Below are 23,011 nucleotides of genomic sequence, written 5' to 3'. Positions count from 1 at the left end.
CAGCAGACCCGGACACGTACTTGAGGAGCCCGCTATGACCACCACGTCCCGCGCGACGTTCGCGCTGATGGCACTGGCCACGGCCGCGACGATCACCCTGGCACCGGCCGCGCACGCCGAACCCGAAAACTCACAGCCGATGGCGGCCCACGGCGTCGAAGCCCCGCTCGGGGCCGTCCCCTGGTCGCAGGTCGGTCCCGGCTGGATGCTCGCCGTGTGGAGCCCGGTTCCCGGCTTGCATACCGGCGAGACGCCTCCGCCCGGCACACCGACCTGGGAGACGGCAACGACGACGCTGTACCTGGTCGACCCCGCCGGTGGCCGCTACCCGATCACCACCTTCCCACCGCCGGGCAAGGGTCAAAGCCCGGAGCTGGTCGACTGGGCGGGTGACGGGACGCGCGCCCTGTTCTCCACGGACGAGAAGGACCGCACGGTCCTCACCGAGGTCGACCTGCGCAGCGGGGCGAAGACGACCTTCGCGGTCGACCGCACCGGAGCCAACCCGCGCTACACGCGCCCCGACGGCAAGGCGGTGCTGCTGTACAAATGGAAGGGTTCGAAGCCCGGGTCGCTCGAACGAGTCGATCTTGCCGGCAACCATCAGCTGACCTATCCGGTCGGGCAGGATTTCGACGGGTATCTGTCCACACCGGACGGCACGCAGCTGGTGCTGGGCACCGCCTCCGGCCTGGCTCTCATGGGCAACGACGGTGCGGTCGGCAAAACGCTGCCGATCGCCGGGGAACGGGACTGCACACCGACCCGGTTCTGGGACGCCGACTCGACGATCGCCGTCGCGCGCTGCAGTGGCTCCGCCGGATCGCAGCTGTGGCTGGTGCCCATCGACGGTGGCACCCCAACCGCGCTCACCGCGCCGAACAACGGCCAGAAGGGGCCTGACTACGGCGACTTGAACGCGTGGCAGGTCCCCGCCGGCAGGTACGTGCAGGCCGCGGGCGCGTGCGGCGTCATCTTCCTCGCCAAGGTCAACGACGACGGCACGACATCGAAGGTCTCGGTGCCCGAGGCGAAAAGTGACAGCGTCACCGTGCTCGGCGTCAACGACGGCCACCTCGAGCTCAGGGCCAGGGCCGGCTGCGGGGGCGGTCAGGCACTGATCGACTTCAACCCCGCCGCAGGCACCTCTACTGTGTTGCTCGGGCCGCCGGTCAACGGCGGTGGGGTCATCACCGCGGTGCCCTATCCGGGCCAGCGGTAGAGAGGGCGACCGACGTGACCAAAACCGCACGCTCCCAACGGCTTAGAAAGCGTGTGCTGATAGCGGCGCTGACCATCGCGACTGCGACGTTTGGCGCCGCATGCTCAACGAGCACCCCCGACGCGGCGTCGACCAGCTCGCCCAGTGGACGGACGCCGGCGCCCGCGCCCCGACAGACCGTGCTGCCGTTCACCGGCCTCGAAAGTCCGCACAGTCTGGCGGTGGACAGCGCGGGCAACGTGTACGTCGCCAACCTTCATCACTCCAAGGGCGAAACGGGACTGCCCTCCGTGACCACCCGCGTGATCGAGCTGCCGGCAGGGTCGACCACCCAAACGGTGTTGCCGCAGTTCGTTAATGCCGACCTGATGGCGGACTCCGCGGGCGGCGTGTGGGTCATCGACGCGGGACACGAGCAGTTGGTGAAGCTTGCGGCCGGGTCGAGCCCCCAGACCGCGCTGCCACTGCCCGATCTCGGCTTGCGCAGCGAAGTTCTCGCGGTGGATTCTGCCGGCGGCACCTACGGCACCGACGGAGGCGGGGTGTACCCCGACGGCGGGTGCTGCAGGCGTGTCAACGTGGTGAAGGCCGAGGCGGGGTCGCACACCCCGAAAGTGTTGCCGTTCACACACATTCTGGGCCTCGGCGGAATGGCGGTGGACGCCGCCGGAAATGTGTACGCGGGCGAGTTCAGACAGGTGCTGAAGCTGGCGGCCGGCACGGACACCCAAACGGTGCTGCCGCTCGACCTTGGCGGTGTCGGAGGCATGGCGGTGGACTCCGCCGGAGGCGTGTATGTGGTCGACGCCGAACGCAAGCAGGTGCTGAAGTTGCCGGCCGGGGCGGACAAGCCGATCGTGCTGCCGTTCAGTGGCCTCAATCAGCCCGTAACGGTCGCGGTGGACGCCGCGGGCGGCGTCTACGTCACCGACATCGGCAACCACAACGTGGTCAAACTTGAACCAGGAGGCCAGGAATGACTTCGAAGCTGCCGCTTTTCCTCGCCGGCGCGATGGCGTCGGTCGGTTTCGTCATCGCGCCACCCGCAATCGCCGACGCCGGGTGCGGACCGGGCGGGCCGCCGCCCGGCGCGGCGAGCAGGGACGTCAGCGACGCCTACGGCCAGCCGGCCACGCTGTGGATCACCGACATGGTCGTCGGCATCACGACCGCCCAGGGCTACGGCGAGGCAAAGATACAGAGCCCCAGCCCCCTTCGGCGCTCCGCGCTGCTGATCGACGCCCAACAGGACGGCAACCACCAGATCATCGTCGACGCCGGCCGGGAAGCGATCCTCTATGCGGTGTCGGGCTGCACCATCACCCCCGTTGTTGACCCGCAGGGCGCGGAATTCCGATTCGACCGCGGCCACCGCAGGGGCAATGGCGACGGCATCGGCTGCAGCGACCTCGGCGACGGCCGCCGCCTAGTCGGATTGCTACAGCTTCGCGACGAACACGGCACGCCCCCGTTGACCGTGCGCCGCAGCGAGATTGACCTCTATGGCGCGACCGCGACGATCGGTCGCTCGGATACCGTCACCGCAACGTCGGCTCAAGACCCGGCATGGACTTCGGCGGCGAACGTCAGCTGCGGCGACCTCACGATGACGCGCGACGGAGTTCAGGCCGTCGACTGACGCAAGGCTCACGCAAGAATCGCGCAAGGCCTCCCCCGCAGCCTTATACACATGAAGAGATTGGTCACCCGAGCCCTGACGGTCGGGCTCGCCGCGGCGGCACTGTCATTGACGGGATGTTCCACGACCACGGCCGGCGCGCCGGTGCCGTCCGTCGCGGCCACATCGGCTGCGGCGCAGGGACAAATGGGATGCACCGATCTGGGCGGAAAGGTTGGCCCCAACGGGATGTGCCAGGTGCGGAGCGCCACCCCCAGCTACCAGATCCAGATGAGCTTCCCCGTTGACTATCCGGAGATGCCGGCGGTGGCCGCGTTCCTGAAACGGAATCGCGACGACTTCGTCGACTGGGTCGCCAAGTTCGGGCCGCACGGTGGGCGCGATCGGCAGTATCTGTACGCCGTCACCGCCAAGACCTACCGCTCGGGAAAGCCGGACGCCGGCACCCAAAGCCTGGTGCTCAAGATCGACAACGACACCGGCTTCGCCCACGAAGGCCACCCGAACACCACGTTTCGGGCGTTCAACTTCGACCTCGCCAAGCATGTCCCGATCACGTTCGACACGTTGTTCAAGCCCGGCGCAAAACCACTGGAGTTGCTCAACCCGATCGTGCGGGCCGAATTGGACGCGCCGGCCGCCGATCTCGACGAGACGACGTACCAAAACTTCGGGATAACCGACGACGCGGTGATCTTCTTCTTCGGCCAAGACCAGGTGATCCATGACAACGCCGGACCACACAAGGTCGCGGTGCCCCGCACCGAACTCGCATCAATCCTGACCTAGGAAAGGAACGAATCAACATGGAGCATAAAGGCATTCGAGGGGCCGCCGCCGCATGGCGCGGCCGGGTAGGCGTGATCGCGGTGGCCGCGGTGCTGGCCGCCGGATGCGCGCCGTCGACCGGAACTCCCATGGCGCAGAGCCCATCCAGCGCCCCGGCAACGTCGGCACAGCCGGCGGCCCACGGCGTCGAGGCCGCGATCGACACTATCCCGTGGTCGCAGGTCGGCCCGGGTTGGATGCTCGCCCTATGGAGCCCGGCCATCAGCCATCAGCCGGGCGCGAAACGAGACCCCAACGAGCCCGACGCGAACAAGGTCACCACGACGCTGTACCTGGTCGACCCGGCCGGTGGGCGCTACCCGATCACCGCGTTCCCGCCCGGATCCACCGCCCGTCTCATCGACTGGTCCGGGGATCGAACCCACGCCCTCATGTACGCGACCAAACCGGGGTCCTTGTACGACGAATCGGTCATTGCGGTCGACCTTCGCAGTGGCAACCAGGCGACGTTCGCCGTCGTCGATGGCGGCCCCGTCCGCTACGCGCGCCCCGACGGCACGTCCGTGTTGATCAGCAAGGGGCACTACCCGGATCGACCCTCGCTCGAACGCGTCGACCTCGCCGGCAAGCAGCAGCTTGCCTATCCGCTGGGGCCGGACTATCAGGGTGGAGCGCTGCCGACGCCCGACGGCGCACAGCTGGTCCTCGGTACAACCAAAGGCCTTGCCCTGACGGGCATAGAGGGGGCGCCCGGAAAGGAGCTGCCGGTACCCGGGAACCTCACCGCGTGCACACCGGTCCGATGGTGGACCTCACCAACCGTGGTGCTCGCCCACTGCACCGACACCGGCCGGTTCTCCCACGTCGGTCAGCTCTGGCGAGTGCCCGTCGACGGCACAACACCGACCGCGCTGACAGCGGTGAACTCGGGAGGCGGAAACGATCCGGGATTCGACGGCGACCTCGGCGACACGGATGCATGGGAGTTGCCGAGCGGCACGTTCCTGCACTCGATCGGGGCGTGCGGCACCATGTTCCTGTCCCGGCTGACTCCCGACGGGCACGCTACCCGGGTGAAGGTGCCGAGCCTGTCCGACAGTGTGGTGGTCGACGGCGTGAGCGGCGACAAGTTGGTCCTGGTGGCCAAGGCCGGCTGCGGTCCCGGCACTTCGTTGCTGGCCTACGACCCCGCGGCAAACACGTTCACCGCGTTGCTCGGGCCGACCGTCAATGGCGGCAGCGTGACGCAGGCGATCGTCTATCCCGGCCGGAAATAGGCTTTGCGACAGTCTGAGTTCATGCGAAAACGCATAGATAGCTCATAACCGGCATTTCACACCCGCTTTTGCTGTTCATAACTTCATAGTTGAGCGCAAACGGTGCCACACGAGACCAGACTGTGAATTTAAATCGCAGTTGCGGTGTTGTGCGGGGAGTGGACCGGGCAGGAGAACAGCAGATGACTGCAACATCAGCGAAAGGGTCGGCCGTCGGTGCCGCGCGCACCCGCCGCGTCGTCCTCGCCGTGGTGGGCCTGTGCCTGATGCTGAGCGGCTGCACGGTGTCCGCCACCGGGCGTCCCGTGGCGGCGCCGAACATGGGCCATTGGCAACCGGCGCCAATCCTCAACGCGCGCTTGGCGAAGCTGCTGCTGAGTGCCAGGGACGTCAACGCCGTCGGGCAGACCACCGCCATGGCGCTGCGCAGGCCGATCTCCGAGATGTCGCACAGCGACGACGTGGTTTCCGACCGGAATTGCCTCGATGCCTACTCGCCGGTCGAGGCCAGTGTCTACCGGGACAGCAGCTGGGTCGCGCTGGAAGGACAGTTCCTCGACAACGCTCGCGCGAAAGCCGACCGGAACAAGCATGCGCTGCTGCAGGCCGTGGTCAGGTTCCGCGACGCCGAGGTGGCCCAGCAGTTCTTCAGCCAGGCCAAACCGCGGTGGGCCGCCTGCGCCAACCGGCCGTTGACCATCACCCAACCCGGCGACAACCCCGTCGCCTGGAAGTTCGGCGGGCTGGTGGCCACCGACAGCACATTGAGCCTCGTGCAGACCCTCGACACCGGCCGCGGCTTCTCCTGCCAGCGCGCGTTGGGAGTGCGGAACAACGTCGTCATCGACACGCTGTGGTGTGGATTCGACACCACCGACCAGGCGGGCGAGGTCGTCAACAAGATCGCTGCCGCCGTCGAGGTCTGACGGCCGGTGATTGCTGTTCGACCCTAATCGGCGGGCGCCGGCGGATCCGCGCCCTCCGAAGACCCAGGTGAGCCAGCCTTTACTCGATCTTGACCGCTTGTTGAATCGTCTTACCGACGATTGCGGACGTGACTAGTCTTCTAGAGGTGGAACTGGGGGTTTTGGGACCTCTCCAGGTCCGGCGAGCTGGCGCGCCGGTCACGATTCCGGGCGCCAAGCCGCGCGCGATCCTCACCATGCTCGGGCTGCACGTCGGTTCGGTCGTGTCGGCCGACGCGCTCGTCGAGCTGCTGTGGGGCGAGGATCCCCCGCGAACGGCAGCCAAGGCCCTGCAGACCCATATCTCCTCGCTGCGCCGGACCTTGGGCGATGGGTTCGTGTTGACGGAAGGGGCCGGTTGGACCCTGGCCGACAGCGAGGTTGACGCCTCGCGGTACAAGTCGGCCGCGCGACGGGGGCGCGATGCCGCGGCGGCCGGCGACACCGGCCAGGCGGTGGCCCGCTTCGAGGAGGCGCTCGAGCTCTGGCGCGGTATCCCTGAGCTGCCCGACGGCCGTAGGGGAACGTCCGAGAAGACGCGGTGGATCGAGGGCCACGCCGCGCTGGTGGAGGACCGGGCCGATGCGCTGCTCGCGACGGGCCGCGCCGCCGAAATCATCGGCGAGCTCGAGGCCGCGGTGGCCGACGCACCGCTGCGCGAAAGGCGCTGGGCCCAGCTGATGCTCGCCCTCTACCGCGCCGGCAGGCAAGGTGAGGCCCTGGGCGCCTACCAACGGGCGCGGACCCTGCTGGCCGAAGAACTGGGCGTCGATCCCGGGCCGGAGCTGCGCCGGCTGGAGGCCGCGATCGTGGCGCAGGACGCGGCGCTGGAAACACCTGGCGCGCAAAATGTTCCGTCGGTGACCCGCGCCGTGACCTTCCTGCTGACAGACATCGAGGGGTCGACCGCCGCATGGGAGGCGGACGCCGGCGCAATGGGGGTCGCGCTCGCACGCCACGACGAGCTCGTCGAACAGGTCGTCACGTCCCGCGGCGGACGGCTGATCAAGACCCGCGGCGAGGGCGATGCCACCTTCTCGGTCTTCGAGCGGCCGTCCGCGGCCGCCGCCGCCGCTCTGGAGCTGCAGGACGCGATCATGCACGAGCCGTGGGCACTGCGGGAGCCCATGCGCGTCCGGGTGGCATTGCACACCGGGGAGGCCGAGTTCCGCGACGGCGACTACTTCGGTCGCGCGGTCAACCGCGCCGCGCGGCTGCGGTCGTTGGCTGCGGGCGGCCAGATCCTGTGCTCGGGTGCGACCGCCGAGCTCGTCATCGACTCCCTGCCCGACGACGTCGTGCTCGCCGACCTCGGCACGCGCCAGCTGCGCAACCTTGCGCGCCCGGAGCACGTCTTCGAGCTCCGGCCGGAAACCGCGGAAGAACGAAGTGAGGAAGTCCCGGGCGAGGCGCCGCTGGAGCGGCCGGACCTGCCCGCCGTGCTGGCCGGCCCAGGGCCCTTCGTCGGTCGCGGGCGCGAGCTCGAGCGGCTTTTTTCCGCATGGCAGACGGCGCTCGTGGGCGGCACGAACGCCGTATTGATCGCCGGCGAACCGGGTGTCGGCAAGACGCGACTGGCCGGCGAATGGTCGCGACAGGCCTACGACCAAGGCGCCCTTGTCATTTACGGCCGCTGCGACGAGGACCTCGGTGCGCCGTACCAACCGTTCGCGGAAGCCCTGCGTTCGCTGGTGCCGTGCCTTGGTAGCAGTCGGCTTCGTGAGCTGCGGGGCGTGGAAGCGCTCCTCCCCCTGGTTCCCGGGCTGACCGATGTCCTACCCGACCTGGCCGCGCCGACCCGCGCCGACCCCGACACCGAACGCTACGCACTCTTCGACGCCGTCGTCGCGCTGCTGGGTGTCGCGTCAGCGAGCGCGCCCGTCGTCCTGATACTCGACGATCTGCACTGGGCGGCAAAACCGACGCTGCTCCTGTTGCGGCATCTGCTGCGTTTCGGCGAGCGGGCGCGAGTACAGATCATTGGCACCTATCGCAGCACCGACCTCGACCGTTCGCACCCCCTTTCGGCCATGCTCGCGGACCTTCACCGTGACGGCACCGCGAACCGCCTTCAGCTCAGCGGGCTCGACGAGGACGACGTGAGCGCCTACGTTGCCGAGGTCGGCTACAACGACGAGGAGCTGGCCCGGGCGTTGGCGTCCGTCACGGGTGGCAACCCGTTCTTCCTCATCGAGGCCCTGCGCCACGTCGAGGAAAGCGGCGGCCGGTGGGATCCGAGCACGCTGCCGCAGGGGGTCCGGGAGGCGGTGAGCCGACGCCTTTCTCGCCTGTCCCCGGAGACGAACAAGGCCCTTGCCGCGGCCGCAGTGGTCGGCAGTCGCTTCGCCTTGGAGCTGGTCGAACGCGTGGTCGGGGACGACCTGGTCGACCCGTTGGACGAGGCCTGCAAGGCCGGCATTGTGATCGAAGAGCCCGGCGGCCGTTACCGGTTCAACCACGCCCTCGTCCGACAGTCGCTGCTCGCCGAGCTGCCCTCGGTGCGACGGATGCGCCTGCACCAGCGCATCGCGACGACGCTGGAGAACGAGCCCGGCGCCGACGACGAGCTGCTCGCCGAGCTGGCCCACCATTACTTCGAATGTGCTTGGGCCGGAAACGCGGTCAAGGCCGTCGAGTACTGCCGGCGCGCGGCGGACCAGGCGATGGCGCGCCTCGCCTACGAGGGTGCGGCCGACCTTTACGATCGGGCGCTGCACGCATTGGAGGAAATCGACGACGAGCTGCCCGACCGCGACGATCAGATCGCCGAGCTGCTGATCGCACGCTGCGAGGCGCTGCTGGCCGCGGGTGACGTGACTTCCGCGGCCGGTGCTGTCTCTCAACTGCAAGGAACCACAGTCAATTCCGCCCGGCTAGCGGCCTGGGCGACTTGTTTTGACGGCCAGCTGTCGATGCTGACCGATCCCGAGCGATTGGACGAGGTCGAGGCCGCCGTGGGCGCGGCCGCCGCCAAGCTGGCCGAAATAGACGATGCCGCAGGCGAAGCCAAGGCACACACCGTTCGTGCCGGCTGCCTGGCACGGCTCGGGAGAATCGGCGACTGCGAAGTCGCCCTGGACGACGCCCTGACCGCGGCGCGGCGCGCACGCGAACACCGCAGGGTGAACGCGGTTTTGGCGAATGCGCCACTCGCGGCGCTGTGGGGACCCAATCCGGTGCCGCGCGCCGGCGGCCGGTGCCTTGACGTGGTACGACTGCTGCGAATCACGACCGACTCGCCCGCGGTCGAGGCGACGTCAACGCGGTGCCAGGCGGTGTTAGAAGCCTTCCGCGGCCGGGCCGCGGCGGCGCGGCGGATGATCGACTCGGCCCGGCGCACGGTTACCGAGCTCGGCCTGCGTCATGTGTTAGTTGAGGTCGAACAATTCGCCGGCATCGTCGAGCTGGTCGTCGATAATCCTGAGGCCGCCGAGCCGCATCTGCGCAAGGCCTACAACGGCTTTCGGCGTATGGGTTTGGATGCCGATACCGCCGAAACCGCCGCGCTGCTGGGTCGCACGTGCCTCTTGCTCGATCGAGAAGCCGAAGCCGACGAATTGTGTTCGGAAAGCGAGCGTCTCGCCGGGCACGCGCTGAAAGCATCGATCGCGTGGCGCACGCTGCGGGCGCGTCTCCTGTCGCGCAGCGGCGATCACGGCGCTGCGCGGCGGGTGGCCGAAGAGGCGGTCAGCCTCGCGGAGCGCACCGACGCGTTAGTTGATCACGGCGACGCGTGCCTTTCCCTGGCAACGGTATTGGCCGCCGGCGGTGATGCTGCGGGTGCGCGGGCCGCCGCCGAGCGCGCCGTCGGTCTGTACGAGCGGAAAGGCGCTGCGGCGCTTGCCGAGAAGGCGCGGCGAATTCTCGGCGAACACCGCCCCGGAGCTGCCCCGACACAATCCGAACCGCCGACGCGGCTCGAGCCGGACAATGAATGCGCGCGGGTAATCCGGCGCGGGGCCGCTGCTATCGATCGCGCGGCGTGGGACGAATTCGAACGGTTGTTTGCATCCGAGATCGTCGTCGAGAGTCGTCGGAAGATCACCGGCGGCTTTACCCGGGACTTTTCGCCCAGCGAAGCCAGGCTCGTAGCCGAGAACGGCGCTATGCGAATTCGAATCTCGGTTATCGATGTACGAGGCGAGCGCTTGGCCCTAGTCCGACTAGAAATTGGCACGGCCGACGTGAGCCCTGGAGCACCACGCGACGAAATGCTCGGGCTAGCGGGCATCAACCATGATGGTCGAATCTCCCTCGAGATGTTTTTCGATGTCGAAGACATCGACGCCGCGCGCGCCGAACTCGACGCCGCGCACGCACGGTTTGGGGAGGAGCAGCCGAGGGCGCTGCGGTTGGAAAATGCGGTGACCAGAGTTCACGAGCGCGTCCAGTCGGTGACTGAGGCTCCACCCGAAGCTCCGAGCATCGAACCAGACAACGCGGCCGTACGAGTGGGCGAACGCGTGATGGCCGCGGTTCACTGCGGGGCCTGGGAAGAGTTCGAGCAGTTTTTCGCACCCGATATCTCGATCGAGAATCGCCGGAAGGTCGTCGGCCTTACGCTGCCATCCGAGCTGTGGAGACGTGGGTGGAGGCGCGAAGTCGAGACGAGCGGCATGCGGGTCGAGCACGTCATGGTCGCGGCGCGAGGCGACCGCCTGGCGCTCGCCCGAATGTGGGCCGGCACCGAAGACGTGGACCCAGGGGCGCCCTACGACGAACTGCTTCACCTGTATGCCATCGACGATGACGGTCGAGTCGCGCTGCAGATATTCTTCGACGTCGAAGACATCGACGCCGCGATCGCCGAACTCGACGCCCTGGCTGCGCGATTCGAGGAAGACGCGCACCGGCCACGCCGGCTGGAAAACGCGGCCGCGCAAGTATTCCAGCACGTTTGGTCGCACTTCGCGGCCGGCGACTGGGCCGCCGTGGCAGCGACCGTCGCCGACAACTATTCCGGGATAGATCGTCGACGGGTCGTGAACGCCGGGACCCAGTATGGGCGAGATTCCGTGATCAACGATCTCCAGGCAGCTGCCGAGGTCGGCTTCACGATATCGATGGTGAGCGCAATCGCGGTTCGCGGCGAGCGCCTCGTCCTAGCACGGGTTCGTGCCTCGGGCCGCGACCCAGAGGCGATTCAAAACGACGCACTGAATGTCGTCGAGATCGATGCGGCCGAGCGGATCGCGACGACCGTCACATTCGACCTCGAGGATTTCGATGCCGCCATCGCCGAACTCGATGCGCGTTACCTTGCCGGCGAAGCGGCCCCGCACGCACACGTCTGGTCTGGCGTCGCAGCAGTATTTGCCGCGTTAAGGCAGCACGAGATGTCGCCAACAACACCGGATTTCGTGGACGTCGACCGGCGACGGCTCGCGGTCGACACCGGCGGATTCGAGGCATACCTCCGTGCCATCTGGGACGTCACCGATTACGTCAGCGTGCACATCACCGCTGTGCATCGGTTGACCGCGCTCGGAGCGGTCGTCACCCACGCGTCGCACGCGATATCCCACGACGGCCTCTACGCCGAGTGGCAGAACGTCAACCTTCTGACTTTCGACGGTGATCTGCTCAGTCGCGTCGAGCTGTTCGACGAGGCAGATCTTGATGCCGCCCTTGCGAGGTTTGAGGAGCTGCAGCCACAGACCCGGCGGCTGGAGAACGCGGCAAGCCGAGTGCTCGAGCGCTACTTCGCCCGCTTTGCGGCCCGCGACTGGGGCGTTATGGCCGAAACGCTGACCGACGACTTTCTGACCGACGACCGTCGACGAGTGGTTAACGCGGGGGTTCGGCGAGGGCGGGATGCCGAAATCGCGAACATGCAGTCATTTGCCGGGATTGGGATAATAAACATCGCCCCGACCACGATCGCGACCCGTGGAGAGCGCCTCGTCCTCTGTCGTCACGATGTGTCTTTCCGCGACTGGGCCGAGCCTTACGACGTGATCAGCGTCGTCGAGATCACCGATACCCAAATTTCTGCCCACGTTATGTTCGACGCCGACGACATTGATGCCGCCGTCGAGGAGCTCGATACCCGGTACCTCGCCGGCGATGCGGCCGCCAACGGCCAGACATGGTCGGTCATCGCAGGAGCGTACACCGCGCTGAACCAACATGAAATCGCCGCAACGACGCCAGACTTCGCGAGTACCGACTACCGCCGCGGGGCAAAGTTCGCGCCCGGTGACCTGATCGCAAATGTCCGCGCCACTTGGGATCTCGCACAAAACGGCAGCACCTATATCGAGGCTGTGCACCGGCTGACTTTCCTGGGAGCAGTCGTCACTCATGTCACGCGTGGAAGCTCGGTAGCGGGCTTTGATGCCGAGTGGCGGGAAGTCTTCCTCCTCACGGTCGATGGTGACTTACTCAGCCGTTGCGAGCTCTTCGATGAGTCTGACCTCGACTCCGCGATCGTGAGGTTCGAACAGCTGAGCCGGCCCGTGCCTCGGCTGGAAAACGAGGCAAGCCAAGCGGTCGGGCGCTTGTTGGCGCACTTCTCAACACGCGACTGGGACGCGTTGGCCGAGCTAGTTTCCGACGACTTTTACGGCGACGACCGCCGCCCCGTGCTTAGCGCCGGGACCCAGCGCGGTCGGGATGCCATGATCAGGCAGTTTCAGACCGCCGCCGACCTGGAGATCACGCAGGCGGCGTCAGACCCCGTCGCCACCCGGGGGGATCGCCTCATCCTCACCTGTATCCGGTTCGCACGCATCGACGAGGAACCCGACGCGTTCCGCGTCGATCTCCTATATGTAGTCGAGACCAACTCCGACTCGCAGATTTCGGCGCTGATCGCATTCGACTCTGGTGATTTCGATGCTGCCATCCAGGAACTCGATGCCCGGTATCTCACCGGAGAGGCGGCGGCGCACGCACGCACGTGGTCTGTCCTCATGCAGGCCTACGCCGCACTCAATAGGCATGAAATGCCTTCGACGACGCCAGATTGGGTGAATGTTGACCACCGCCGAGGAGCATCGTTTGCGTCCGGTGAAATGCCTGCGTTACTTGACGCCGCGTGGAACCTCACGACTGACCTCAGGCATTACATCGAGGCTGTGCATCGCCTGAACGATCTCGGAGCCGTCGTCACCAACACATCGCATGAGACCTCGCACGATGGCTTCGACGCCGAGTGGAGGGTGATCACCATTGGGACGGTGGAAGGCGACATGCTCAGCCGCACAGAGGTATTCGACGAGGCCGACCTTGAGGCCGCGATCGCGAGGTTCGACGAACTCACCCAACAGGCGCCACGGCTGGAGAACGTTGCGACGCAGGTGTACGACCGCGGGAACATGTACTTGGCGAACCGCGACTGGGCCGCACTGGCCGCGACGATGGCCGATAACGTAATCGACGATGATCGCCGTCGCATGGCGAACGCGGGCGTCCGATGCGGTCGCGACGCCGTGATCGCAGGTGCGCAGACAGCCGCCGCCCTAGGCGCATACCGCACAGCGTTGACCACCGTTGCCATCCGCGGGGATCGCCTCGCGTTGTGCCGCCTCCGTTACTCAGGTCGGGATCAAAGCCCCGAAGCGTTCTACAGCGAGGCGCTCGGCGTCATCGAGATCGACGCCGACGCCCGCGTGGTAGCCCACGTCACGTTCGACTTCGAGGACCTTGACGCCGCCGTCGCGGAACTCGACGCGCGCTACCTCGCCGGCGAAGCCGCCGCCCACGCGCACACATGGTCGGTGATCTCCGAGGTGTACGCCGCGCTCAATCGAAATGAAATGCCCGCGGCCACACCCGACTTGGTAGACATTGACCATCGTGCGCTTTCAGCAATCGGGTCTGGTGACCTGATGGCATACCTTCGTACCTCGTTGGAAGATACGGAAGACACGCCTCGAAACCGCATTTACATTGAGGCCGTTCATCAGCTGACCGACCTCGGCGCGGTCACTACCCATGTCGCGAAGTCGACGTCACGAGAAGGGTTCGAGGCCGAGTGGCGGATAACTAGCTTCTTCATCGTCGACGGCGACGCGATCAACCGCTACGAAATTTACGACGATGCCGACGTCGATGCCGCGATCACGAGGTTCGAACAGCTGAGCCGGCCGCTACCACGGCTGGAAAACGCGGCAAGCCGAATGTACGACCGCTTCAACACGTACCTGGCGGCGCGCGACTGGGACGCCATGGTGGAGATGATCACCGACGACATTTGCAGTGACGATCGACGGCGGGTGGTAAGCGCCGGCATCCAACGCGGGCGGGATGCCCAAACTGCGAATCTGCGAGCCATTGTCGATGTCGGGGTCAAGAACTTCGAGTCCTCGGTCATCGCGACCCGGGGCGAGCGCCTCGTGCTGACCCGTGCTCGCGTATCGGGCGACGAGCGGCCGGAGGCATTCGGTTCGGAGCTGCTGAGCGTCATCGAGATTGACAACGACAACCGGATCGCGGCGGGCGTCTTGTTCGACCTCGATGACCTCGAGGCCGCCTTCGAAGAACTCGACGCCCGATACCTCGCGGGCGAAGCGGCCGCCCATCTACACACATGGTCGGTGATCGCACGGATCTGCCCCGCTTTCAACCGGAAAGAACTGTTCGCGATCACTCCAGACCCGATTTACATCGATCATCGACCGCTCGTATCGATCGAGGGGGCTGATCTACCCGCATCCATCCGGGCCGTGTGGGACCTCACTTCGAAGGCCAGCGTCTACATCGAGGCCGTGCATCAGCTGAGCGAACGCGGAGCCGTCTTTACCGAGGTCCTGAACATGACCTCGCGAGAGGGCTTCGACGCAGAAGTGCGGATGATCATGCTGTTCACAGTCGAAGGCGACCTAATCAGTGGCGTCGAGGTCTTCGACGAGGCCGACTTCGACGCCGCGCTCGCCCGCTTTGACGAGCTGCATCAGCAGGCGCGTCGACTGGCAAACGTGGCAAGTCACGTGGACCAGCGCTTCTGGGCACTCTTTGCGTCCCGCGAATGGGATGCCATGGCCGAGTTGCTTGCCGCCGACGTCTCCACGGACGATCGCCGTCGGGTCGTGAACGCGGGAGCCCTACATGGTCGAAATATGCACATCGAAAGCATGCAAACCCTCGCCAAGCTGGGAGCGAAGGTGACGTCTGAAATCGTCGCGATCCGTGGAGCACACCTCGCCCTTACCCACTTGAACCGTCAGCTGCGGCCCGGACAATGGGGCAGTGAGCTTCTCTACCTCATCCAGATTGGCACCAACCACCGGCTCGCGGCGGGTGTCTTCTTCGACCCCGACGACTTCGATGCTGCCTTCGAGGAACTCGAAAACCGTTACCTCGCCGGCGAAGCGGCCGACCAAGCGCCCACATGGTCGGCGGTCAAGGCGGTTTACTCCGCGCTCAATCGACACGAGCATCCAGCCCTGACACGGGACTCGGTATGCATCGATCATCGACCGCTCGTACCGGTCGAGACGGCCGATCTGGCGACATGGATCCGCGAGGTGTGGGACCTCACTCCGGACCTCAGCAACTACGTCGAGAATGTGCATCGGCTCAGCAACTGCGGAGCGGTCCTCACCCACGCAGCGCGCGGCACCTCGCAGGCGGGCTTCAGCGCCGAGTGGCGGTTGATTGCCGTTTTGCAATTCGAAGTTGACCAGATCGCCCGGTTGGAGGTCTTCGACGAGGCCGAAATCGGTGCCGCGCTAGCCCGTTTTGACGAATTGCAACCGCGGGCGCAACGGCTGGAAAACGCGGCAGGCCGAATAGTCGAGCGATTCCAGGCGTGCTTCTCGATCCAGGACTGGGTCGCCATCGCGGAGTTACTGGCCGACGACATGGTCGCCGACGATCGCCGTCGTGTCGTGAACGCAGGGCTTCGACATGGCCGAGATCTGTACGTCGCGGACGTGCGAGCCGCCGTCGACGTCGGCGCAGAGACCATCACTACACGCGTCATTGCGACACGCGGCGAGCGCCTTGTCCTCACCCATGTTCGCGCCGTCAACCGCGGCTTTTCGCCCGACGAGGTCGGCGCCGAGTGGCTTTGCATCGTCGAGATCGGCGCCGACGAGCGGATCGTCGCAATGGTCGTATTCGACCCCGACGACATCGACGCCGCCTACGCCGAGTTCGACGCGCGATACCTTACGGGAGAGGCGGCCGCCCACGCGCACACGTGGTCACTCGTCGCACGCGCGTACGCAGCGCTCAACAGACGCCAACTCCCCGAGGTGGCCGCCGACTGGGTGAATATCGATCACCGCCGACTCGCACCAATCCCGGCCGGCGGTCTGAGCGCATACCTTCTCGCGACATGGGATCTCTCGCCGCAATCCGGCATCCGGATTGAGGCTGTGCATCGGTTGAGCAAGGTAGGAGCTGTCGTCACCCAGGTTGTGAAAGGGACCTCACACCAAGGTTTCCAGGCCGAGTGGCGCACCATTGACCTTTCGACCTACGACGGCGAAAAAATCAAACGGACGGAGCTGTTCGACGAGGATGACCTCGACGCAGCCCTGGCGAGATTCGACGAGCTCAATCGGCCACGACCACTTGAGAACAACGCCACACGTACGTGGTCTCACATGGCCGATGCGACGAACCGTCGCGACATGGAGGGTTTCCTAGCCCTGACCGCTGCGGACCTGCGATATGAAGACCGACGACAAGGCCTGCGCGGTGAATTCGAGGGTCCAGAACGGCATAAGGCCGCTCAAACGATGTTCGAGTCCCTGCCAATCAACGTGCGGGTGACGGCGGACCCTATCGCGATCAGGGGCTCTCGCCTTACGCTGATCCATATCTGTTACCGCGACACCGATTTCGCCGATCGGCCGATCACCGTCGAATTCTTGCAAGTCGCGGAAGTTGACGATCGCGGCCTAATGCTCGACTGCGTCAGCTTCGATCCCGACGACACCAACGCGGCGTTCGAGGAACTCGACGCCCGATACCTCGCCGGCGAAGCCGCCGCCCACGCACAAACGTGGTCGGTCGCGATGCAAGCGTACGCCGCAGCTAACAGGCACGAACTTCCTGGGATGACACCGAATTCGGCTTTCGTCGACCACCGGCCGGGCGTAACGACGGAGGCGGAGGATCTCGCCGCATATCTTCCTGCCGTGTGGGACCTCATTCCGGACATCAGCGCCTACATCGAGGCGGTGCATAGGCTGAGCGAATTCGGATGCGTCATCACCCATGCTGCGCGTGGAACCTCGCATGAGGGCTTTGACGCCGAGTGGCGAACACTTAACGTCCTCACAGTCGAAGGTGATTTGTTAAACCGCGTCGAGGTCTACGACCAGGCCGACCTCAACGCCGCACTCGCGAGGTTCGAGGAACTCAACCGGCCTGGCTAGCCTCGCCGGACGGATTGCCCCGAAAACGCGTGCGGCGCAACACTAAGAAGAGAACCAGCGCCCCCACGGCCAGCACCGGTATCCACGGGATGAGGAATCCGGCCACCATCACCACGCCGTGGATAGCGGAGAGCAGCGACTGCCAGCCGTGTCGAAGTGCATTCAAGAAACCAGGCTGAGGAACCGCCGCCGGTTTGGTCGAGAGGCTGACGTTGATCGTCGCGTAGGAAATCTGGTCGCCTAGCGTGGCGCGCTGCGCCCGCAACGAGTCCAGCTCGGCCTGTCGCTGGGTCAGCGACGACTCCGCCGCCAGCAGGTCGGCGACGTTGCCAGCGCGCCCCATCAGTTGCAGCAGTCGATTGACCGAGGTCTGCAACGCCTCGATGCGGGCATCGAGGTCGACGCGCTGCGACGTCACGTCGTTGTGCCCGATCGACATGGAGTCGACAGTCCCCAGTTTCTTGGCGTCGGCTAGCACCGCGTCAAGTTTGTCGGAGGGGATGCGCAGAACAAGATCCACTGTTGGCGTGGATGATCCTGATCGCTCCGATCGAGAGTCCACTCGCCCGCCAGCATCGGTGACCGCGGTGACGAGCCGGTCGGCCACTTGGGCGGGCTCGGCGACGATCATCTGCATCGATCCCGTCGTAATGATGTCGCGTTTGTAGGTGGCGTCTGCGGGGGCCTGCGGCGGTGGCGGTGCTTCCGGTAGCGAGACGGTGTTCTCGGGAACGCCTGCCCTCGTCCCGGACACCTGGCCCGCGGCGCCCCTATCCTCTGATGCTGGAATCTTGCCGCTCACAATGCCGTCGGCCGTCGAGGCGGGGTGACCGTCCCGACTCGCCGACCACGTCCAGCCGCCGCCGATGAGCAGCGCGCCGACGACCGCCGCGGCAATCGCGTTGCGCAGCTTGACTGTTCGTGCCTCTGATCTTCCCGATGACGGCGCCGTGGTGGACTGAACGGGTTGGCCCGGCATCACGGCGGCCCCGGCCAACGGCGGCGGGGGCAGGGCCGCTGCAAACACGGCATGGTCTGGCGCCCGGACCGGCTCCCAGCCAGCCGGCGCCTCGACGGGTTGCATCACGCGGTGCGGCAATTCACCGTCGGTAACGACGCGGCTATCCACCGCAACGAACGCCGTGAACCTGCACAGCACACCAAACCGCAACGACGTCGCGACAATCCGCTTCTCCAAGTCCTCCGTGGGGGCCGAAGCATAGCGGTCCTCGAGGTCACGTAGATGCGCGCGGGCCCACTGCGTGGTCACCGCCGGGGCTTCAAGGCGCTCCCCGGCGACGGTCACCGACCAGTCCCCGCCCTCCCCCGTCGTGCCGCGGAGGGTCAGGGAACCGGACGCGCTGCTCCGATACCGTCCGCTCACCACAAGCGGCACCCCCGGGAACAAGTCGGGCAATCGAGCCGGACTCACCGTGTCCTCAATGACTGCCAGTCCGCCCGCGCGCAGCGACAACGAGTGCGCAAGCGGCGCGCCGATGCGGCGGTGGATGGCGTCCATCGCCTCGTCGAGGCGGTCCTCGCTTTCCACCAGCTCACAGCGCCCGCCCCCGACACTGGCCAGCCGCCGAAGGAATCCGGCGTTGACGGCCTGGTCGACGCCGACCGCGTGCACTCGCACCCGATGCAGATCTCCGGACAACTCGTGCAGGAGTTGGTCCTCGTTGCCGACCTGACCGTCGGTGACAAGGACGACGACGGCGTCTCGCGCTTCGCCGTTGCGCGACGCGCCCAAAAGCGCAAACGCCTCTCGCAACGGCGCGACCATCTCGGTGCCGCCGCGCGCGTCGACGCGGGCGAGGTGCTCCACGGCGCGGTACCGGTGCCTGTCGCTCGCCTCGACCAGCCCGCCGGACAGCCCCGCGGGCCGGTCAATCCGATCGTCAAATGTCACTACGGCGAACCGATCTCCCATGGTGAGCGTGTCGACGATGCGCGCCGCGGCACGGCGGGCCGCCACCATCTTCCAGCCGGCCATGCTGCCGGAGCGGTCGAGCACCAACACCAGGTCGCGCGGGCGCGGCGGCGCGCTGGACGCCGGGGGCAACACGGTCAGCTGATACGTTCCCTCGTCGCCCTCCGAATCAGGCACCAGCACAAGCGAATCGGTGAGGTCGTCGGCCCCGTACCGCAGCCGCAGCACAAAATCCCGGTTGGCCCGCTCGCCGGGGTGTACCTGTATCCGGCCGTCGTCGCCGGAAACGGCGTGCAGGCTCGATCGCACCTCCGACAGCGTGAGACCAGCGGGGTCGATGCCGACCTCGATGGACAACGGAACCGGGTGCGGGAAACCGGGCAGCAGCACGGGCGGCGTGATGCGCGATGCGTCGGGCACCGCGTCGGTGTCGTCGGCGTGTCCGTCGCCGACCGCGATGTCGGCGAGCGCGCGGCCCGGAATGTACCGCGGCGCAACCACAAGCGGGAAGCGGAACATCGCCTCGCCGTCCGCATAGGCCAGGGGGATGACGAGCGTCAGAGCGACGCTGACCCGTTCACCGGGCAGGATGTTGCCGACCCGCATCGTGAAGACGTCCGGTCGCTCCTCCTCGGCGATGGACGCGCGCCGGCCCGACGCGATGGCGTCGTCGTAGGCCTGGCGGGCGGCCTCCCGCTCGCGCAGCTCGGCCTCGACGACCCGCCCTTCGGCCGTCATCTGCATCCGCGTGAGCGCCCCTCGATCCGGCAGCGGGAACACGTAGCTGGCCTCCAGGGGTACGTCAAAGGCATTGACGAAGTCCTGCGTCAGCTCGACCCGGCTGGTGAGCCCGGTGATCTCGGCGCGTACGTCGATGCGCTCCAGCGGTAGGTTGCCGCGCTCGGTGCTCAGAGCGCCAAACCCGGCCTCGTCGTCCGGGGCGGCCACCCGATCGGTTTCGGCGTCGCTCATCGACGTGATGCGGACGGTCATGAGGGGCTCCGTTCATCAGGGGTCAGCAGGCCACGCTCGGCCAGCAGTTCAAGCAGCGGCCGGGCGGCCGCACGGATCGCGTCGATGTCGTCGTCGTCGGGTCGGCCGCCACTGCCTGATCCGGGAGGCAGCAGCAACAGTGCTCCGCCGGGCAGGCTCACGGCCGCCAGCTTCGTGACACTGTCAGCGCCGTCGCCGTTGGCCACCGGTTCGGCGGCGGCGGGTGGCTCGGCCCAGAAGCGTTGTCGGCGAACGGGAGTCGACACCGGCTCAGCCGACTCCGTCGGCTCCGCCGCGATGAGTTCGTCGGGCACGGCGGCGACTTTGCGCAACGTCTCGTCCGTCGCGCCGGCGAGCTCGGCCTGGATGTCGGCGAGCGAGCGGCCCTCGGCCTGGCGCCGCTTCACCGCAACAATCTGCAGCAGGTGCCGCGGGCTGTACAGCGCCGTGCGTCCCTGCATGGTCGGCCGGTCGACGAGTCCCGTCGTCGTGTACCAGCGCACAACCCGCCGATCGGGCAGGTCCCGGACCCGCCCGTTGGGCGCGCCCGGGTACGCGGGATCGGCCAGCCCGGCGGCCACCCGCCGAACCAGCTCGTCCAGCGTCCAGGACGCCACGTCGGCCATATGTCGATACTGACACTGTCACGATGACACTGTCAAGGTTTTGGCAATAGCTCGATTACCGATGCGGCGAAAACGCGTCTGGAGAATCGAGACGTGAATACGCTTCATCCGCACAGGGATGAGGAGGAACGGCGTGTCGCTTCTGGTGGTGGCCCCCGAGTTGTTGACGTCGGCCGCTGCGGATTTGGAGAGCATCGGCTCGTCGGTGACCTTGGCGCATCTGGCGGCCGCCGTTCCGACGACGGGGATGGCGGCGGCCGCCGCGGATGAGGTCTCGCAGGCGGTGGCGGCGCTATTCGCCGCCTACGGGCAGCAGTATCAGGCGCTCAGCGCGCGGGCCTGCGTGTTTCAACAGCACTTTGTGCAGGCTCTCAACTCGGCGGCCGGCGCGTATGTCGCCGTGGACGAAGCGGGCGCGTCACTGCTTAATGCGGTCAACGCGTCCGCCGAGGCGTTGTTGGGGCGCCCGCTGATCGGCGTCGGAAGTGCGGCCGGGACGGGCGTGGCCGACGCGGCGATCAACGACCTGAACCTGCTCGCCCAGCGCGAGTTCGGCATCTACAACTTTCGCGACTGGCGCGGATGGGCCGCGTTTTTGTTGGATTACACCTGGGGCTTCGAGGGCACGGCGTTGGGCTACGGCGTGCAAGCCCTCAATTCATTCACGCCGAACGGCGGGAGCTACGACTCCGCTTTCAGCGCGCTCGTGGGTTCCCACGTCTACCGCGGCGGCATCGGACTGACGGGCTTTGCCACCACGATGGGCAACGTCACCACCCATCTCGGAACCGGACCGGGCGCCGACGACGTCATGGTCAACCACGAAGAGGTCCACGTCTGGCAGAACAGGATCTTCGGCCCGCTGTTCCAAACCAGCTACGCCGCTTGGGCGGTCGGCGGCTACTTCGTCGGGACGGGCTACTGGTTGATGCACCCGAACCTGGACTGGTTCAGCCTGGTCGAGACAGCGTCGTACTACGACAACCCGTGGGAGGTATGGGCCTACGCCAACGACAACAACTGGCCGCCGCCGGGCGCGAACCCGGCGCTGCTCTGGCCGGCCTGGACCGACCCGGTCCTGCTCTCGCCGATCTGGATGGCGCCGATCAAGCCGTTCCTGTAGCCGGTCGCTCAATCCCGTTGGACACCAATCAGTTCACGCCGCCTGCGCAAGCGCTTCCGCGCCAACAGCGGTCTTAGCCGCGCGCCGCGTGGCGGGCGTGCGCACATAGGCGAACCACGTGATCACCGCGCACAGCACGTAGAAGCCCAGGAATACCCAGAACGCCGTCGTCGCTGATTTCGCCGGCGAGAGGTACGACGCGCGCAGCACGACGTTGATGCCGACGCCGCCGAGCGCGCCGATGGCCCCGGCGATTCCGATCAGCGCGCCCGACATCCGGCGCGACCAGTCGGCCTTCTCCCCCGGGCTGAGACCGTCGAGGCTCTGCGCCTTGGCGTCGAAGATCGACGGAATCATCTTGTATACCGACCCATTTCCGATTCCGGACAGGATGAACAGCGCGACGAACCCCGCAACGTAGGCGAGCAGCACGCCGCCGGACGGGGCGCGATGTTTGGCGTCGCCCATCGCGCCGAACGCCACCAGCCAGCCGGCCGCAGCGATCATCGTGGCGAAGGTGTACAGCGTGACCTTGCTGCCGCCGATGCGATCGGACAGCCAGCCGCCGACCGGCCGCACGATCGAACCCAGCAGCGGCCCGATGAACGCGATCTGCGCCGCATGCAACGCCGCTTGCGCCGTCATGGCCGGAGTCACTTTGGCGCCGTGACTGAGGTTGGCCAAAAAGCTGATTTGCAGCACCTGACCGAACGCGAACGAAAAGCCGATGAACGATCCGAACGTGCCGATGTAGAGCACTGCGATCAGCCAGGAATCGCGGTATGCCATCACGTCGATCATCGAGCAGCCGTTGGTGCGCTGGTTGGTCAGGTTGTCCATGAACAGCGCGGCGCCAACCGCCGCGACGGACAGGAGCACCAAATACACCGCGCACACCCAGTGCGGGGAACGGTTGCCCGCGGTCGCGATTACCAACAGTCCGACGACTTGGATCATCGCGACACCGATGTTTCCGCCACCGGCGTTCAGACCCAGCGCCCACCCCTTGAGCCGCTGGGGATAGAAGGCGTTGATGTTGGTCATCGACGACGCGAAGTTGCCCCCGCCCAGCCCGGCGACCGCCGCCACGACCATGAACGTGGTGTAGGAC

Annotated in this window: 10 protein-coding genes and 1 pseudogene; 8 read left to right on the top strand and 3 right to left on the bottom strand. The window is 66.6% G+C overall.

Going from position 1 to position 23,011, the window contains the following annotated elements:
• Window positions 1-34 precede the first annotated feature (34 nt).
• The 7 genes from A5712_RS02415 (at window position 35) to A5712_RS02385 (ending at window position 17,225) form a co-directional block, all read left to right on the top strand.
• Window positions 35-1,222 (top strand): hypothetical protein, encoded by a 1,188-nt coding sequence (locus A5712_RS02415; protein ID WP_068100798.1) that lies wholly within the window; start codon window positions 35-37, stop codon window positions 1,220-1,222.
• A 14-nt stretch (window positions 1,223-1,236) separates the two neighbouring features.
• Window positions 1,237-2,202, top strand: coding sequence for a hypothetical protein (locus A5712_RS02410; RefSeq protein ID WP_156766376.1), 966 nt, complete (start codon window positions 1,237-1,239; stop codon window positions 2,200-2,202).
• The gene (locus A5712_RS02405) at window positions 2,199-2,861 is read left to right on the top strand and encodes a hypothetical protein (RefSeq protein WP_068100795.1); all 663 of its coding nucleotides are present in this window, start codon (window positions 2,199-2,201) and stop codon (window positions 2,859-2,861) included. Before A5712_RS02410 ends, A5712_RS02405 begins: the two co-directional genes overlap by 4 nt.
• A gap of 51 nt (window positions 2,862-2,912) precedes the next feature.
• The gene (locus A5712_RS02400; RefSeq protein WP_082973236.1) at window positions 2,913-3,650 is read left to right on the top strand and encodes an esterase; all 738 of its coding nucleotides are present in this window, start codon (window positions 2,913-2,915) and stop codon (window positions 3,648-3,650) included.
• A 17-nt stretch (window positions 3,651-3,667) separates the two neighbouring features.
• On the top strand, window positions 3,668-4,927 hold the full coding sequence (locus A5712_RS02395) for a hypothetical protein (protein WP_068100793.1): 1,260 nt from the start codon (window positions 3,668-3,670) through the stop codon (window positions 4,925-4,927).
• A gap of 182 nt (window positions 4,928-5,109) precedes the next feature.
• Window positions 5,110-5,853 carry a sensor domain-containing protein gene (locus A5712_RS02390; RefSeq protein WP_156766375.1) on the top strand — a complete coding sequence of 248 codons (744 nt, stop codon included), beginning with the start codon at window positions 5,110-5,112 and terminating at the stop codon, window positions 5,851-5,853.
• A gap of 146 nt (window positions 5,854-5,999) precedes the next feature.
• Window positions 6,000-17,225 (top strand): BTAD domain-containing putative transcriptional regulator, encoded by an 11,226-nt coding sequence (locus A5712_RS02385; RefSeq protein WP_068100789.1) that lies wholly within the window; start codon window positions 6,000-6,002, stop codon window positions 17,223-17,225.
• Here the strand turns inward: A5712_RS02385 and A5712_RS02380 are convergent.
• Both A5712_RS02380 and A5712_RS02375 read right to left on the bottom strand, forming a co-directional pair.
• Window positions 17,209-20,151 carry a DUF4349 domain-containing protein gene (locus tag A5712_RS02380; RefSeq protein WP_068100787.1) on the bottom strand — a complete coding sequence of 981 codons (2,943 nt, stop codon included), beginning with the start codon at window positions 20,149-20,151 and terminating at the stop codon, window positions 17,209-17,211. The two genes, A5712_RS02385 and A5712_RS02380, sit on opposite strands and share 17 nt — an antisense overlap.
• Window positions 20,148-20,777: a MerR family transcriptional regulator gene (locus A5712_RS02375; RefSeq protein ID WP_068100785.1), complete on the bottom strand. Its 630-nt coding sequence runs from the start codon at window positions 20,775-20,777 to the stop codon at window positions 20,148-20,150. Before A5712_RS02375 ends, A5712_RS02380 begins: the two co-directional genes overlap by 4 nt.
• A gap of 133 nt (window positions 20,778-20,910) precedes the next feature.
• Here A5712_RS02375 and A5712_RS31690 point away from each other — a divergent pair.
• Window positions 20,911-21,285 (top strand): annotated as a pseudogene (locus A5712_RS31690) (PE family protein); the annotation flags it as partial.
• 648 nt (window positions 21,286-21,933) lie between these two features.
• Here the strand turns inward: A5712_RS31690 and A5712_RS02365 are convergent.
• The coding region (locus A5712_RS02365) for an MFS transporter (RefSeq protein ID WP_068100781.1) at window positions 21,934-23,011 on the bottom strand (1,078 nt) is incomplete at its 5' end.

Origin of the sequence: Mycobacterium sp. E2327 (genome assembly GCF_001672675.1) — a bacterium.
Lineage (GTDB): Bacteria > Actinomycetota > Actinomycetes > Mycobacteriales > Mycobacteriaceae > Mycobacterium.
Note: the sequence above shows the minus strand (reverse complement) of the source record. Positions and strands in the feature narration are given on the sequence as shown.

Excerpts from the sequence above, each read along its gene's own strand:
- A5712_RS02415 (WP_068100798.1), top strand. The coding sequence starts at position 35 with ATGACCACCACGTCCCGCGCGACGTTCGCGCTGATGGCACTGGCCACG.
- A5712_RS02405 (WP_068100795.1), top strand. The coding sequence starts at position 2,199 with ATGACTTCGAAGCTGCCGCTTTTCCTCGCCGGCGCGATGGCGTCGGTC.
- A5712_RS02400 (WP_082973236.1), top strand. The coding sequence starts at position 2,913 with ATGAAGAGATTGGTCACCCGAGCCCTGACGGTCGGGCTCGCCGCGGCG.
- A5712_RS02395 (WP_068100793.1), top strand. The coding sequence starts at position 3,668 with ATGGAGCATAAAGGCATTCGAGGGGCCGCCGCCGCATGGCGCGGCCGG.
- A5712_RS02390 (WP_156766375.1), top strand. The coding sequence starts at position 5,110 with ATGACTGCAACATCAGCGAAAGGGTCGGCCGTCGGTGCCGCGCGCACC.
- A5712_RS02380 (WP_068100787.1), bottom strand. The coding sequence starts at position 20,151 with ATGACCGTCCGCATCACGTCGATGAGCGACGCCGAAACCGATCGGGTG.
- A5712_RS02375 (WP_068100785.1), bottom strand. The coding sequence starts at position 20,777 with ATGGCCGACGTGGCGTCCTGGACGCTGGACGAGCTGGTTCGGCGGGTG.